The following is a 13,395-nucleotide window of genomic DNA, read 5'->3' as shown; positions in this document are numbered from 1 at the left end:
CGCTTTAAGCTTCCCGTGATGAAGCGGATGATGATCCTGCCCGTAACGGTCGCCACTGTGGCGGCGCTGTGCGTGGCGGCATTGGGGGCGACGGTGACCGATCTCGGCCCGTGGTATCAGGCGCTGGCCAAGCCCGCCTGGAACCCGCCCGACGCGCTCTTCCCGATGGGCTGGACGCTGATCTATGCGCTGATCACCATGTCGGCCGTCACCGCCTGGCGCGCCGCGCCGACATCGGCGGCGGCGGAGTGGGTGATCGGGTTGTTCGCCCTGAACGGCTTTTTGAACATCAGCTGGAGCCTCATCTTCTTCCGCATGCAGCGCCCCGACTGGGCGTTCTTCGAGGTTACGCTGCTGTGGCTCTCGATCCTTGCGCTGATCATCTATTGCGGGCGCTTCTCGCGCACCGCGGCAGCGCTGCTGGTGCCCTATCTGGCGTGGGTGAGCTTTGCCGCCGCGCTCAACTGGGCGGTGGTGGACCTCAACACCCCCTTCGGCTGAGGGGCGCAGCAAGCGGCATGGAGGAATTCTTTGCCAGCGGCCATGCGGCCGATCTGATCCTAGGCGTGCTGCTGATCGAGGCCGTGTGGCTGCGGCTCTCGCGCGGCTGGACGATCGCCCAGCTCGCCGGGCTGCTCGGGCCGGCGGCGCTGATCGTGCTCGGCCTGCGGGCTGCGCTGACGGGGGCGGACTGGTGGTGGATCGCGCTGCCGCTCGCCGCCTCGCTGCCGCTCCACCTGATGGACCTCGCCGCGCGCGACCGGGGCTGAGAGCCTGCCGCCCCTTTCCAGGCTGAACCCGCCAGCCACACCCCCCAAAGCAAAAGCCCGGCCCGGACCCCTTGATGGTCCGGACCGGGCTTTTTTCGGGCTTGCCTGCCAGACCCCTAAAGGCCTGGCGAGGCGCGCCGGAGATTAATTCGGGCTGGTCGCGGTGATCGCGCCGCTCGGATCGTAGTTTTCGGTGGTCGGAGCGTAGTAGTGCTCCTGAGCCCACAGATACCAGTTATCGACTGCCGTGCCGGTGAGCAGGATGCCGATCCCGCCGGTCAGCGTGGTCAGCACCGCAAACCACCAGGCCCAGCGGTGGATCGATTCAAACGTGGCATTGAAGCCCATCACCCAGCGCCAGAACAGCGCGCCGCGTTCGGCTGCCGTCCCGCGATCGGTGATCTGCTCGATCTCGCGCTCACCGCCGTAGCGGCCCAGGGCAAGGATGGTCGCCCCGTGCATCGCGAAGAGAACCGCAGACCCGTAGAGGAACACGATCGAAAGCGCGTGGAAGGGGTTGTAGAACAGGTTCCCGTAACGCAGCGAGAAATTGTTCGTCCAGTCGAGGTGGCTGAAGATGCCGTAGGGCACGGCTTCCGACCAGCTGCCCAGCAGCATCGGGCGGATGAAGCCCAGCACCAGGAACAGCCAGATCGCCGAGGCAAAGGCCCAGGGAATGTGCATCCCCATGCCCAGCGCCTTGGCCCGCATGTAGGTGCGCACCCACCAGCACAGCACCGAGATGGTGAGGAACGCGCCGGTCAGGATGAACCAGCCGCCCTTGGCCAGCGGAACGATCGGGCTGAAGCCATATTCCGGCCCCGGCGGATCCAGCGTGAGCCAGAAGAACTCGCGCATGAATGCGATCGGGCTCCAGTTGACGCTGGCAGCCATGTTGAGGCCGATGATCATGATCGCCACTGCCCCGAAGGCCAGCGAGATCGTGCCCAGCAGGCCGAGATAGACCGGCCCGAGCTGGGCCTGTCCGAGCTTGCCCAGCCAGTAGCTATGTCCGGTCAGATTGATCCGGCCTTCGCTCCCGTCGAGGTGCGGAACGCCCATTTCGGGCGGTCCTTGCACCTGGACCTGGGTGAAGATGTTTTGATACGTCGCCATGGTTCAGGTGCTCCTTACGACCAGATCGGAATCTTCTTCCAGAAGTCCCAGAATTCGATCCAGCTGCCGACATATAGAGTGCCGGAAATGACGATACAGCAGGCGCTCCAGAACGCTGCATTGAGCGCGAGGAACAGGCCCACCCGGTGAATGCCCAGCGTGCCGACCGAGTAGCCGATGAAGTCCCGGAAATAGGTATCTTCATATTCGGGCGACTTGACGTCGGTTCCGCCGGTCGGATTGACCGCCGACAGCACCAGGCCGCCATGCAGTGCGAGCGCGAGGCAGTTCGTGAAGAAGAACGTGATCGCGAGCATGTGCACGGGGTTGTAGTGGAAGTTGCCGAAGGCGTAGCCGACGCCCGAAACCCACTCGAGGTGGGTCCAGATCCCGTAAGGGAAGCCGTTGCCCCATGCGCCCATCAACAGCGGACGGATGACATTGAGGGTGACGTAGGCCAGCACAGCGACGCTGAAGGCGATCGGGACGTGGTAGCTCATGCCCAGCTTGCGCGAGACTTCTGCCTGACGCAGCACCCACGAAACGAACGCGACCACCGCACATGCGGTGATGACCTGCCAGTATCCGCCCTGCTTTAGCGGAGCGAAGGCCAGTCCCATTTCAACCGGTGGCGGGTTGATGGAGATCAGCCAGGGATTGAGGGTCGGACCCTGCGTGGCTGCGGCGAAGATCAGCATTGTGCCCATAAGAGCGCTGATTGCCGTCGTCACTCCGAAGAATCCGACATAAAACGGCCCGACCCAGAAGTCGAAAAGGTCGCCGCCGATCAATGTGCCACCGCGTGTGCGGTATTTCCGCTCGAAACTAAGGAGCGCCATAGGTCCATCCTCCCCGCCACAAGGGCGGGTGCTATAGGTTTGCCAAAAAGTGTTAGGAGGCAGGCAGGCGAACCTGCCCCCTCACATTTAGCCTGCTGTCAGGTGGCTGCCGGAGCAGACGCAGCCGGAGCAGCAGCTGCTGCGGCCGGAGCAGCACTGGCGTCTTCGAGCCAGTTGTACCGTTCCGTGCTGAGCAGCAGGAAGTGGATGGTGAACGCCAGAACGGCGAGACCAACGTGAAGCGCCACGAGGGTGCGACGGACGTCAAAATAGTACCAAAGTCTCCACATGGGGAATTCCTTTGAGAAAGTGAAAAAAAGCAGCGTTTCAGACGGTTGCCACAGGGTTGCCCCCTGACAAGGGGCTGTCCGATGCTATCAGATCGGCAGCCAGGGCTTGTCGGCCCAGACCAGCGCGTGAGCGATAAGGGCGATCACCACGTAGATGGTGAAGGTCCCCATGAAGCCCTTGTGGATTTCCTGTGCCTCTTCAGGCGTCAGGTGAGTTCCGATACGTTCGTTCATCGGGTTGTCTCCGTTCAGTTGGGTGTGATTGAGAGCCAAATGGCCCCCGTCGGCATCCCCGCGTGATCCCCCACGTGGATTGGAGAGCCCCTTTTTGGTTGGGGGCATGGGCTTGTGCTGATGCGGACATGATCCGCAGCAGCGACAAAGGGGTGGGGCGGGAGAGCATCATCATCATGCTCCCGCGCCTTCCAGCAGAGCTTCCGCAAGGCAGTCTGCTGTAACTGTGGTCTCGCCGCGCGCACGCGCGGTCCGCTCGGCCGCATCGCGCAGGCGCTTGGCGGCGGAAATGCGGATCAGCACCGGCTGGGCTTCGACAAGCTGGTCGAGCCGCGCCTTGGCGTCATTGTCCCAAGTCAACTCGGCCAGAGACCGCGCCGGGGTCGGATCGACCTTGTCCATCTCGGTGCCCAGCGGCAGGATGTGGAACAGCGCATCGAACAGCGCATTGCACACTTCCTGCACCAGATAGGTCGCGCCCGAATAGCCCATGAAGGGCGTGCCGGTGTGGCGGCGGATGGCCGCGCCGGGGAAGCTGGCGGGGATATACATGCCGCGCGCACCGGCCTCGGCCATGTACATCCGCTCGTTATAGCTGCCGAACATCACCAGCGGCGGATTGGCGTGGATCGCGGCGCGCACCTCGTCGTTCACCGGCTTGACGCCCGCACAGCGCGAGAAGGCGAAGTTGCAGGGCAGGCCCATGTCGTCTTCGAGGAAGTGGCGGATGCCGCGCGCATAGGTTTCGTTGGCGACGATGCCGAAGCTCGCCGTGCCGAAGAAATCCTGCGTCACGGAACGCCACAGGTCCCACAGGGGCTTGATGGTGGTGTGCTTCTCGCGCTCGATGAAGGGCTCGGGATCGAGGCCGAGTTCGGCGCCAAGCGCGCGCAGGAACTTGGTGGTCTGGGTGAGGCCCACGGGGGCCTGGAAATAGGGCCGCTCCAGCGTCTCGCACAGGTTGCGGCCATATTCGCGGTACATGCAGACATTGGCGTCGCTGGTGGCGAGATCGCGGATGTCGGCCAGGTGGCTGCCGAGCGGGAAGACCATGCCGACTTCCGCGCCGATGCCTTCGACAAGGCGGCGGATCTCGGCGAGATCGGAGGGCATGTTGAACATGCCATAGGCCGGGCCGATGATGTTGACGCGCGGCTTTTCGCCATCCTTGCGGACGCGCTTTTCGGGCATCTTCTTGGGGCCGAATTCGGTCCACAGCCAGGTCAGCGCGCGGTCGGCCGACTGCCACTGGTCCTCGTCGATGGTGCGCGGCAGGAAGCGCTTGATATTGGTGCCTTCGGGCGTGACGCCGCCGCCGATCATCTCGGCGATCGAGCCGGTGACTACCACGGCGGGAAGCTCTGTATCCAGCGCCTGCCACGCGCGCTTCATCGCGCCTTCGGTGCCGGTCTTGCCGAGCTCTTCCTCGCCAAGGCCGGTGACGACGATGGGGAGTTCATGCGGGGGCAGGGCGTCGGTGTAGTGCAGGACGGACGTGACGGGCAGGTTCTCGCAGCCGACGGGGCCGTCGATGATCACCTGCAAGCCCTTCACCGCGGTGAAGACGTAAGTGGCGCCCCAGTAGCCGCCGGCCCGATCATGATCGAGGATGAGGGTCATGTGCCCACCGCCTCGGACGCCTTGCGCGCCGCTTCGTTGAGGGCCGCATATTTCTTGCGGAACTTGGGCCGGTCGACGGGGAGGTCTTCCCACACGCCGGCGGCATGTTCGGTGCCGACGCCTTCGAAGAAGTCGCGCATCGCATCGAAGCGGGTCTTGTTCGCCATCGCGGCGTTGATCACGGTGGCAAGGCTGCCTGCGCCCGCCGGGCCCATCAGCGGGCGGGCCGAGATGAGGTTGGTGAAATAGAGCGAGGGGATCGCCTTCGATTTGGCGTGCTGGACCACCGGCGTCGTGCCGATGGCGAGATCGGGGCGATATTCCTCCACCGCAGCGATGTCCTGTTCGAGGCTGGCGCGGAAGTTCACCTCCACACCGCGCGCTTCGAGCCATTCGCGGTCCGCGTCCGACCATTTGGTCTTGGGGCAGGCCGAGCCGACATAGCGCACGTCCGCGCCGCTTTCGACCAGCAGACGGGCGACCAGCAGCTCGGAACCTTCATAGCCCGAGACCGTGATGCGGCCCTTGATCGGCATATTTGCGAGCGCGCCCTTGCAGGCGGCGATCATGGTGTTCTTGACGCCGTCAACCTGCGCCTGCGGCAGGCCGAGCGTATCACCCAGCGATTGCAGCCAGGCCGCCGTGCCATCCGCGCCGACCGGAGCGGAGCCCACGATCGGGCGCCCTGCGGCTTCGAATTCGCGGATGCTGGCGGTGTAGAAGGGGTGGATCGCGGCGACGACGGCGCAATCGAGCGCCGCATAAAGCTCGCGCCATTCGCGGGTCGGCACCACGGGGCCGGCAGCAAGGCCGAGCGGCGCAAGCATCTGGCCGATGACGACCGGATCGGCCGGGAACATCTCGCCCAGCAGAGTGACAGTCGGCCGGTCCGAGCGTTCGCGCGGGGCGGCGACGGGGCCGGCCTTCACTTCCTCGCGGGCGTAATTGAGCATCGCGCCCGCCAGCACGTCCTTCGCCTCGGCATGGGTCGGGATGCCGAAGCCGGGCACGTCGATGCCGACGATGCGCACGCCGTTGATCTCTTTCTTCAAGAGCCGCAGCGGCACGCCGCTCGCGGTCGGCACGCACAGGTTGGTGACGACGATCGCATCATAGAGCGCGGGATCAGCGAGGTTCTCGACCGCTTCCTTGATGTCCTCGAACAGCTTGCCCGTCACCAGCGTTTCCGAGGAGAAGGGCACATAGCCCACCGTCCGCCGCGCGCCGTAGAAATGCGAGGTGAAGGTGAGGCCATAGACGCAGCAGGCCGAGCCCGAGAGCACGGTCGCAGTGCGCCGCATTCTCAGGCCCACCCGGAGTGACCCGAACGCGGGACACATGGATTGGGGTTGGTCATGCGGGCCGACCGGATAATCGGCCGCATATTGATCAAGGATGTCGCTCTTGCCGGCCGCGCGGGCGGCCTCGGCCATCGTGTCCTTAGATGCGCAGCCGCCTGCAGTCGCGGAATCGAGCTCGATCCGGTCAGGCGCGCGCGTGGGCTCGAAGGCGGGGTGCTCGCTCATGCCTCGTCGTAGACCACTTCGAGGCTCGGGCGGGTTTCGAACACGCCGCCACGCATGTCCGCCTGTGTGGCGGGCACCAGTTCGACATTGCCGCCAACCACGTCCGCGCTGAACAGGCCGAGCAGGCCGTCCTGATCGAGCGGGGTGGGGCGCAGCGGCGGGGCTTCGGCGACATTGATCGCCAGCTCTTCAAACAGGCTCGCCCATTCGCCGCCGGGATGGCCGATGATCTGGTAATTGGCGCTCTTGCGGCGGATATCCTCGTTGGCGGGGATCGCGGTGAGCACCGGAATGCCGACGGCTTCGGCAAAGGCCTTGGCCTCGCCCGTGCCATCATCCTTGTTCACGATCATGCCCGCGACGCCGACATTGCCGCCCATCTTGCGGAAATATTCGACCGCCTGGCATACGTTGTTCGCCACGTAGAGCGATTGCAGATCGTTCGAGCCGACCACGATCACCTTCTGGCACATGTCGCGGGCAATCGGCAGGCCGAAGCCGCCGCACACGACGTCACCGAGGAAATCGAGCAGCACGTAGTCAAAGCCCCAGTCGTGGAAGCCGAGCTTCTCAAGTGTCTCGAAGCCGTGGATGATGCCGCGACCGCCGCAGCCGCGACCGACTTCCGGCCCGCCCAGCTCCATCGCGAAGACGCCGTCACGCTGGAAGCACACATCCTCGATGCGCACTTCCTCGCCCGCCAGCTTCTTGCGGGAAGAGGTTTCGATGATCGAAGGCGTGGCCTTGCCGCCGAACAGGAGGCTGGTGGTGTCGCTCTTGGGGTCGCAGCCGATCAGCAGCACGCGCTTGCCCTGCTGGGCCATCATGTAGGACAGGTTGGCGAGCGCGAAGCTCTTGCCGCTTCCGCCCTTGCCGTAGATCGCGATGATCTGCGTTTCCTTGGTCACCTCGCCGGTGTGGACCGGATCGGGCTCGTGGTTCGCTTCATCGCGCAGCGCGGCAGACTGGGTTTCAAGCACGGACATCAGCAGTCGCTCCAATCGAGAACCATCTTGAGACAATCAGGATCTGTGAATGCCTGCGGGTAGGCCGCGTCCACCTGGCTCGCCGGACGGCGATTGGTGACAAGGCCTTTGAGATCGAGCCGACCACATTCGATCAGCGCGCGGGTTTCGGCGAGATCGCCGGGCTGCCATTCGGCGGCCACGCGGAAATGGGCTTCCTTCATGAAGGCTGCCGGGAAGGCGAAGCTGACACGTTCGGAATAGAAGCCGGCAAGGACAATCTCCCCGCCCTTGGCAAGGCGCATCACCAGACTGTCGATGAGCGAAGCATCGCCGCTGGCATCGTAGATTGCGTGATAATCGCGGCGGTCATCATCCGCCGGATCGAGCACGGTATAGCCTTCCGCGCCTGCACGGCGGGCAGGATTGGTTTCCCACACCGTGGGCGGCTTTCCACCCAGCGCCACGGTGAGGCGGGCGAGCAGACGGCCCAGCACGCCGTGGCCGATGATGAGATCGGGCAGGGCGTCGCGGTGATGGAACCCGCCCTTGATCGCGTGGAGCGCGGTGGCGGTAAGCGCGCAGAGCACGCCGGCATCGCCCAGATGTTCGGGGATCGGCAGGGCGCGGGCCGAAGGCACGATCACGCGCTTGGCGGTGCCGCCGAACAGGCCGCGCGCATCGGTGTAGCAATTGGCGCCGGGCACAAACACCCAATCGCCCACCCGTCCGAGTGCCTCGTGGCCGGCGTCGACGATGCGGCCGACGGATTCGTAACCGGGAACCAGCGGATAGCCGAGGCCGGGGAAGGGCGGCATGCGCCCCGTCCAGAGCAGCTTTTCGGTGCCGGTGCTGATGCCGCTGAAGGTGATTTCGACGACGACATCGGACGCCTCGACAGGCTTCATCCCCAGCGCCCGCAGCGCAAGGCGCTCCGGTGCTTCAAGAATGACTGCCAGCGTGTCCATTTTGTCGGTCTCCTCCGGAGAATTCAGGGCTTTGGGCCCGAGTCGAATGCTCCGCAGCTAGGTTCTCCCGAGTGTTAGCTACGCCTTACGTGTAGGACTGTCAAATTTTATGGACAAATTTCCCTCAGGCCTGTGCGATTATCACGCTTGCGTTGACAGGTTGCGCAGTTGCGACGAGCCGAGCGCTGGCAAAGCCTGCCGCGCGCAGCATGGCGATGATTTCTTCCGGGCTGCGCGCCCGTCCTGATCCCATCGCCCACAGGTAGAGCCCGAAGAAGGCCTCCCCCATCGGTTCCGCCCCGTGAATCCGCGCCATCGGCTCGGCGATCAGCAGGCGCGCGCCGGGGGCAAGGCTGGCGCGGATATTGGCGAGCAGGCTCTGCGCCGGCGCATCATCGTGATCGTGGAGGATGCGGATGAGCGAGACCATGTCGTAGCCTTGCGGCACGGCATCCTCGAAGAAATTGCCGGGATGGGCAGAGACCCGCGCCGCGCCGAAGCTTTCCGCGAGCACCGCGCCGCCTTGCGCGGCGACTTCGGGCAGATCGAACAGGCCGAGTTCGAGATGCGGCCAGGCCGCGCCGATCGCTTTCAGGAAGGCACCATGCCCGCCGCCGACATCGAGCAGGCGGCGCACATCGCGGAAAGGCACGCTTGCCAGCACCTCGTCGGCAACGAAGTGCTGCGAGGCGGCCATCAGCTCGGAATATTCCGCCGTATCCTCGCCGCGCTCGGTGGTGCCTTGCAGTGCGCCGGCATAGGTCCAGAAGCGCGAAAGGCCGGTCGGCTCGCGCCGGTCAGCCTTCAGCAGTGCGAGCGGATCGGCGAGATCGGCGTAGAGCAGGCGGTGGTGGCGGACCATGGCCTGCACCCCGGCATTGGCAGCGAAGACCGCGCCCTGTTCGCCCAGCATCCACAGGTCAGGCCCGGCTTCCTCCGACAGCATCAGCGCCCGGCCCGCGCGTAGCAGGGTGAGGCCGGCCGCCTCGCTCATCCCCATGCGGCGGGCGACCTCGGCTGCGCCTATCGGCCCGTCTTTCAGAATGTCGAACAGCCCGCTTTCGACATAGGCGCGCAGCACCTGCGAGTAGGCAAAGCCCGCCAGCAGATCGAAGGCTGCATCGGCGCGGCTCCTCGCGATCCAGCGGATGATCGGCAGGCGCGCTGCCCAGTGCTGGAAGCGGGGATTGGCGAAAACCCGGTTGCGGCGGCTGATCCAGCCGATCCTGATGGTGGTCCAATCGGTCACGGACAGGGTGTTTCATGCGCCATATGTCTAATTAATTGGACATGTGAGACTGTAAGGTCAATGATAATCGGCGGGATCGGAGCTGGGAGGAGGCAACTATCGCGCGAGTCGCCGTCATCGGTGCCGGTATCGGCGGGCTGACCAGCGCCGCGCTGCTTGCGGCTGCGGGGCACGAGGTCCACGTCCTCGAGAAAGAGGCATGGGTCGGCGGCAAGGCGCGGCGCGTGGCTGTCGATGGCGCCGAAATCGACGGCGGGCCGACGGTCTTCACCTATCGCGCAGTCTTCGACGAGGTCTTTGCAGCCTGCGGTGCGCGGCTCGACGATCATGTCACCACCCGCAAGGCCGATGTCATCGCCCGCCATGCGTGGGACGATAGCGGCCACCTCGATCTGTTTGCCGACCGCGAAGCCAGCATCGCCTCGGTCGAAGCTTTCGCAGGCGCGGATACCGCGCGCGGATACCGCAATTTCACCGAAGAGGCGCAGCGCATCTTCGAAGTGCTCGAAGCCCCCTTCCTGCGCGGCGACAAGGCCTCCACCCCGCTGCCGATGATGTGGCGGATCGGCCCGTGGAAGCTGGGCGACATGCTGGCGATGCGCCCCTTCGACGGGATGTGGAACGCGCTCGGGGCACACTTCAAGGACCAGCGGCTGCGGCAATTGTTCGGCCGCTATGCCACCTATTGCGGCTCCTCCCCCTTCAGCGCGCCCGCCACCCTGATGCTGATCGCGCATGTCGAGGCGCGCGGGGTGTGGCTGATCGAAGGCGGTATCCATGCGCTGGCCAAGGCGCTCGCGACTCTCGCCGGACAGCAGGGCGCTCGCCTGCGCACCAATACGGCCGTCACCGACGTGCTCACCAAGGGAGGCCGGGCGAGCGGCGTGCGGCTTGCCAATGGCGAGGTGATCGCAGCCGATATCGTGATCTGCAATGGTGATCCGTCCGCGCTTGCCACCGGACGCTTCGGCGCAGACGCGGCGCGCTCCGTCCCCGCGATCCCGCCGGCCAAACGCTCGCTCTCCGCGCTCGTCTGGTATGCCCATACTAGGACCAGCGGCTTCGAGCTCAGCCACCACAACGTCTTCTTCTCGCCCGATTACGCGCGCGAATTCCGCGAGATCGCGGCCGGCCAGACCCCGTCCGATCCCACCGTCTATGTCTGCGCGATCGATCGCGGAGCCGATGGCAGCGCGCCTGCATCCGGCACGAGCGAGCGGCTCCAGATCATCGTCAATGCGCCCGCCAATGGCGACACCCACCAATACACCCCCGAGGAGAGAGAGCGATGCACCCGAACCATGATGGCGACGCTCAGGCGCTGCGGCCTCGAATTGGAGGAACCGCTGGCGCACCAGCTTATGACCCCGCAGGACTGGGAGGCGCTGTTCCCGGCCACGGGCGGCGCTCTTTATGGCAGGGCGTCGCACGGCTGGGCGGCCTCTTTCCAGAGGCAAGGGCCCAAGACGCGCCTGCCGGGGCTCTATTGCACGGGCGGGGCGACGCACCCGGCAGCTGGGGTGCCCATGGCAGCCTTGTCCGGGCAGCTGGCCGCACGTGTGATCGCGAAGGACCTCGCTTCGATGAAGACATCCCCGCGGGCGGCTATTCCTGGTGGTATGTCGATGCCATCTCCGACGACGGGCAGCACGGGCTGACGATCATCGCCTTTCTGGGGAGCGTCTTTTCCCCCTATTACAAGCGTTCGGGGCGTGGCGATCCCTTGAACCATGTCTCGCTCAATGTCGCGCTCTACGGTCCGCAGGCGCGCTGGGCGATGACCGAGCGCGGGCGCGGTGCGGTGGAGCGCGATGCCAGCAACCTCGTGATCGGGCCAAGCGCGGTGACATGGGACGGCGAGGCGCTCACCATCGACATTCACGAAGGCGACACGCGCCTGTTCGTCCCGTGGCAGCGCAAGGTCACCGGGCGCGTGCGGGTCTATCCCGAGGCGCTGAACCGCGCCGCCTTCGCGCTTGATCCCAAGGAAAGCCACATCTGGCACTGCCTTGCGCCCTGCGCGCGGATCGAGGTGGAAATGCAGTCCCCCGGCCTCAGCTGGAGCGGCAAGGCCTATCTCGATCACAATCGCGGGGCCGAGCCGCTGGAGACGGGCTTCAACACCTGGCACTGGTCGCGCGCGCATCTCAAGGACGGGGCGCTGGTGTGCTACGAGGGCGAGCGCGGCGACGGATCGCTGTTTGCCAGCGCCCTGCGCTTCGGCGCGGACGGCGTGCCCGAGCCGGTCGACCTGCCGCCGATCGCGGGCTTGCCTGACAGCAAGTGGGGCATCAACCGCCGCACCCGCTCCGACATCGGCGTCGCCGAAGTGCGCCGGACCTGGGAGGACACGCCCTTCTACGCCCGCAGCGAACTGGCTTCGCGCTTTCTCGGCGAGGAGGTGACGGCGGTGCAGGAAAGCCTCGACATGCGGCGCTTCTCCTCGCGGCTGGTGCAATACATGCTGCCCTACCGGATGCCCAGAAGGAAAGCCTGAGCGCGCCGATTAACCAAGGGCTTAGGGTTCTGTGTCATAGGCGCCTGTAACAGGGCAGGCGCATATGGCAGAACTCAGAGTTTCCAACGACAAATCGGCCTTTGAGGTTCTGGCGCAGTGCGATGCGTCGGGCCGGTTGACGCAAGGGTGCGTGGCCGAGGCGCTGGCCATGATGGACCGCTATGGCCTGGTGGTGCTCACCGATTGCCTGTCCCATGCCGAAGCCGACACCGCGCTCGCCTTCATGCAGGCGACCATCGCCGATCCCGACCGCAGCCACAGCGCCTTCGCCAGCGAGACCGACAATCTCTATCGCCGCCGCGATTTCTGCTCGCTGCCCTCAAGCCCTGCGGTCAAGCGCTTTGCCGCGACCCTCGCCCAGCGGCTCGAAGGGGTGATCGGGGAGTTCTGCGGCAAGACGCGCCCGGTGCTCGAAGTGGCGACCTTCACCTCCTACCTCGGCTCGTCCCACCAGTATATCCACCGCGATCCGGCAGGCGTGATCAGCATGTTTGCCGCGGTCGAGGATGTCTCGGATCAGCAGGGCGGCACGGTGTTTGCGCCGGGGACGCATATGTATGGCGGCTCTGCCAACACCCATGGCGGGGCGGCCAACGGTTTGATGGAGCTGTTTCGCACCCGCGCCAATGCGCGCATCTTCTGGCACAATCTCGCCAAGCTCAGGGCGATGCGCGGATCGGCCGAAGCGCCGCTCGCCCCCGGCGAATTCCGCGACCGGGTGTTCTCGACCCATTGGGACCAGCACCAGCCCAATATCCTGCGCTTCCTGCTCGGCAAGAACGCGCAGTTCAGCCTGCGCCACCTTGGGCTGCGCACGCTGTGGAAGCTCTGGCGCGAGGGTGCGCGGCTCGATCAGCTGTTTTCGCTGGTGCAGGTCGCCCCGCGCAAGGGGACGGTGATCCTCTATCGCAGCGATCTGCTGCATGCCGGGCCTGACAACCGCTCGCGCCAGCCGCGGCGGTTCTTCGGGATGAGCATCGCGCGCGACATGATCGAGCGCAAATACTGGCACGACGGCTATTCCCCGCATCCGAGCCTGGTGGCCGAACCGCTGAGCTTTGGCGATCTGCTGGCCTATCCTGCGCTGGCGGTGGAGGCCCCCGGCGAGCGCGAGGCGGCGGAATAATCGCCTAAGCGGCAGGCGGGGGCGCATCCTTCTCCGCCGCTTCGCGCGCTTCGCGTTCGGCGCGGGTTTTCTTGAGCTTGCGGTCCATCGAGACGAACTGCCACACCCCGAAACCGATGGCCCCGCCATAGAACAGCACCAGCTCGATCCAGCCGAAATTGCCGCCTTCCATGG

Annotated in this window: 15 protein-coding genes; 5 read left to right on the top strand and 10 right to left on the bottom strand. The window is 65.5% G+C overall.

Going from position 1 to position 13,395, the window contains the following annotated elements:
* The first annotated feature begins 18 nt into the window (after positions 1-18).
* Both RSE14_RS06490 and RSE14_RS06485 read left to right on the top strand, forming a co-directional pair.
* Positions 19-501 carry a TspO/MBR family protein gene (locus RSE14_RS06490; RefSeq protein WP_324076438.1) on the top strand — a complete coding sequence of 161 codons (483 nt, stop codon included), beginning with the start codon at positions 19-21 and terminating at the stop codon, positions 499-501.
* Between the two features lie 17 nt (positions 502-518).
* Positions 519-770: a hypothetical protein gene (locus RSE14_RS06485; RefSeq protein ID WP_324076436.1), complete on the top strand. Its 252-nt coding sequence runs from the start codon at positions 519-521 to the stop codon at positions 768-770.
* A gap of 144 nt (positions 771-914) precedes the next feature.
* On the opposite strand, the gene pufM is transcribed toward RSE14_RS06485, so the two are convergent.
* The 9 genes from pufM to RSE14_RS06440 form a co-directional block, all read right to left on the bottom strand.
* Entirely contained in the window at positions 915-1,886 is a 972-nt protein-coding gene (pufM, locus tag RSE14_RS06480) for a photosynthetic reaction center subunit M (RefSeq protein WP_324076435.1), read from the bottom strand.
* A 14-nt stretch (positions 1,887-1,900) separates the two neighbouring features.
* Complete coding sequence (gene pufL, locus RSE14_RS06475; protein ID WP_324076433.1) at positions 1,901-2,725, bottom strand: photosynthetic reaction center subunit L; 825 nt, start codon at positions 2,723-2,725, stop codon at positions 1,901-1,903.
* A 98-nt stretch (positions 2,726-2,823) separates the two neighbouring features.
* A complete protein-coding gene (gene pufA / locus RSE14_RS06470) occupies positions 2,824-3,015 on the bottom strand; it encodes a light-harvesting antenna LH1, alpha subunit (protein WP_324076431.1) in 192 nt (63 codons plus the stop codon).
* Between the two features lie 87 nt (positions 3,016-3,102).
* A complete protein-coding gene (pufB, locus tag RSE14_RS06465; protein WP_324076430.1) occupies positions 3,103-3,249 on the bottom strand; it encodes a light-harvesting antenna LH1, beta subunit in 147 nt (48 codons plus the stop codon).
* Positions 3,250-3,423: 174 nt separating this feature from the next.
* Complete coding sequence (gene bchZ / locus RSE14_RS06460) at positions 3,424-4,869, bottom strand: chlorophyllide a reductase subunit Z (protein ID WP_324076429.1); 1,446 nt, start codon at positions 4,867-4,869, stop codon at positions 3,424-3,426.
* Positions 4,866-6,395, bottom strand: coding sequence for a chlorophyllide a reductase subunit Y (bchY, locus tag RSE14_RS06455; protein WP_324076428.1), 1,530 nt, complete (start codon positions 6,393-6,395; stop codon positions 4,866-4,868). Before bchY ends, bchZ begins: the two co-directional genes overlap by 4 nt.
* Positions 6,392-7,381, bottom strand: a complete 990-nt coding sequence (locus RSE14_RS06450; RefSeq protein WP_324076426.1) for a chlorophyllide a reductase iron protein subunit X — start codon at positions 7,379-7,381, stop codon at positions 6,392-6,394. Before RSE14_RS06450 ends, bchY begins: the two co-directional genes overlap by 4 nt.
* Positions 7,381-8,328: a chlorophyll synthesis pathway protein BchC gene (bchC, locus tag RSE14_RS06445; protein WP_324076423.1), complete on the bottom strand. Its 948-nt coding sequence runs from the start codon at positions 8,326-8,328 to the stop codon at positions 7,381-7,383. The genes RSE14_RS06450 and bchC overlap by 1 nt, the downstream gene beginning before the upstream one ends.
* A 124-nt stretch (positions 8,329-8,452) precedes the next feature.
* Complete coding sequence (locus RSE14_RS06440; RefSeq protein WP_324076422.1) at positions 8,453-9,577, bottom strand: methyltransferase; 1,125 nt, start codon at positions 9,575-9,577, stop codon at positions 8,453-8,455.
* Between the two features lie 98 nt (positions 9,578-9,675).
* Here RSE14_RS06440 and crtD point away from each other — a divergent pair, with 98 nt between their 5' ends.
* From crtD to RSE14_RS06425, 3 genes are all read left to right on the top strand, one after another.
* A complete protein-coding gene (crtD, locus tag RSE14_RS06435) occupies positions 9,676-11,235 on the top strand; it encodes a 1-hydroxycarotenoid 3,4-desaturase CrtD (RefSeq protein ID WP_324076848.1) in 1,560 nt (519 codons plus the stop codon).
* A gap of 65 nt (positions 11,236-11,300) precedes the next feature.
* Complete coding sequence (locus RSE14_RS06430; protein WP_324076845.1) at positions 11,301-12,074, top strand: carotenoid 1,2-hydratase family protein; 774 nt, start codon at positions 11,301-11,303, stop codon at positions 12,072-12,074.
* Between the two features lie 64 nt (positions 12,075-12,138).
* Positions 12,139-13,221 (top strand): phytanoyl-CoA dioxygenase family protein, encoded by a 1,083-nt coding sequence (locus tag RSE14_RS06425; RefSeq protein ID WP_324076420.1) that lies wholly within the window; start codon positions 12,139-12,141, stop codon positions 13,219-13,221.
* A gap of 4 nt (positions 13,222-13,225) precedes the next feature.
* Here the strand turns inward: RSE14_RS06425 and RSE14_RS06420 are convergent, their stop codons facing one another.
* The gene (locus tag RSE14_RS06420) at positions 13,226-13,393 is read right to left on the bottom strand and encodes a hypothetical protein (protein WP_324076419.1); all 168 of its coding nucleotides are present in this window, start codon (positions 13,391-13,393) and stop codon (positions 13,226-13,228) included.
* Positions 13,394-13,395 lie beyond the last annotated feature (2 nt).

It is taken from the genome of Erythrobacter sp., assembly GCF_035194505.1.
GTDB lineage: Bacteria > Pseudomonadota > Alphaproteobacteria > Sphingomonadales > Sphingomonadaceae > Erythrobacter.
This window is presented reverse-complemented; position numbering and strand designations above follow the sequence as displayed.

Coding starts and splice junctions, on each gene's coding strand:
- RSE14_RS06490 (WP_324076438.1), top strand. CDS start 19: ATGAAGCGGATGATGATCCTGCCCGTAACGGTCGCCACTGTGGCGGCG.
- RSE14_RS06485 (WP_324076436.1), top strand. CDS start 519: ATGGAGGAATTCTTTGCCAGCGGCCATGCGGCCGATCTGATCCTAGGC.
- pufM (WP_324076435.1), bottom strand. CDS start 1,886: ATGGCGACGTATCAAAACATCTTCACCCAGGTCCAGGTGCAAGGACCG.
- pufL (WP_324076433.1), bottom strand. CDS start 2,725: ATGGCGCTCCTTAGTTTCGAGCGGAAATACCGCACACGCGGTGGCACA.
- pufA (WP_324076431.1), bottom strand. CDS start 3,015: ATGTGGAGACTTTGGTACTATTTTGACGTCCGTCGCACCCTCGTGGCG.
- pufB (WP_324076430.1), bottom strand. CDS start 3,249: ATGAACGAACGTATCGGAACTCACCTGACGCCTGAAGAGGCACAGGAA.
- bchZ (WP_324076429.1), bottom strand. CDS start 4,869: ATGACCCTCATCCTCGATCATGATCGGGCCGGCGGCTACTGGGGCGCC.
- bchY (WP_324076428.1), bottom strand. CDS start 6,395: ATGAGCGAGCACCCCGCCTTCGAGCCCACGCGCGCGCCTGACCGGATC.
- RSE14_RS06450 (WP_324076426.1), bottom strand. CDS start 7,381: ATGTCCGTGCTTGAAACCCAGTCTGCCGCGCTGCGCGATGAAGCGAAC.
- bchC (WP_324076423.1), bottom strand. CDS start 8,328: ATGGACACGCTGGCAGTCATTCTTGAAGCACCGGAGCGCCTTGCGCTG.
- RSE14_RS06425 (WP_324076420.1), top strand. CDS start 12,139: ATGGCAGAACTCAGAGTTTCCAACGACAAATCGGCCTTTGAGGTTCTG.
- RSE14_RS06420 (WP_324076419.1), bottom strand. CDS start 13,393: ATGGAAGGCGGCAATTTCGGCTGGATCGAGCTGGTGCTGTTCTATGGC.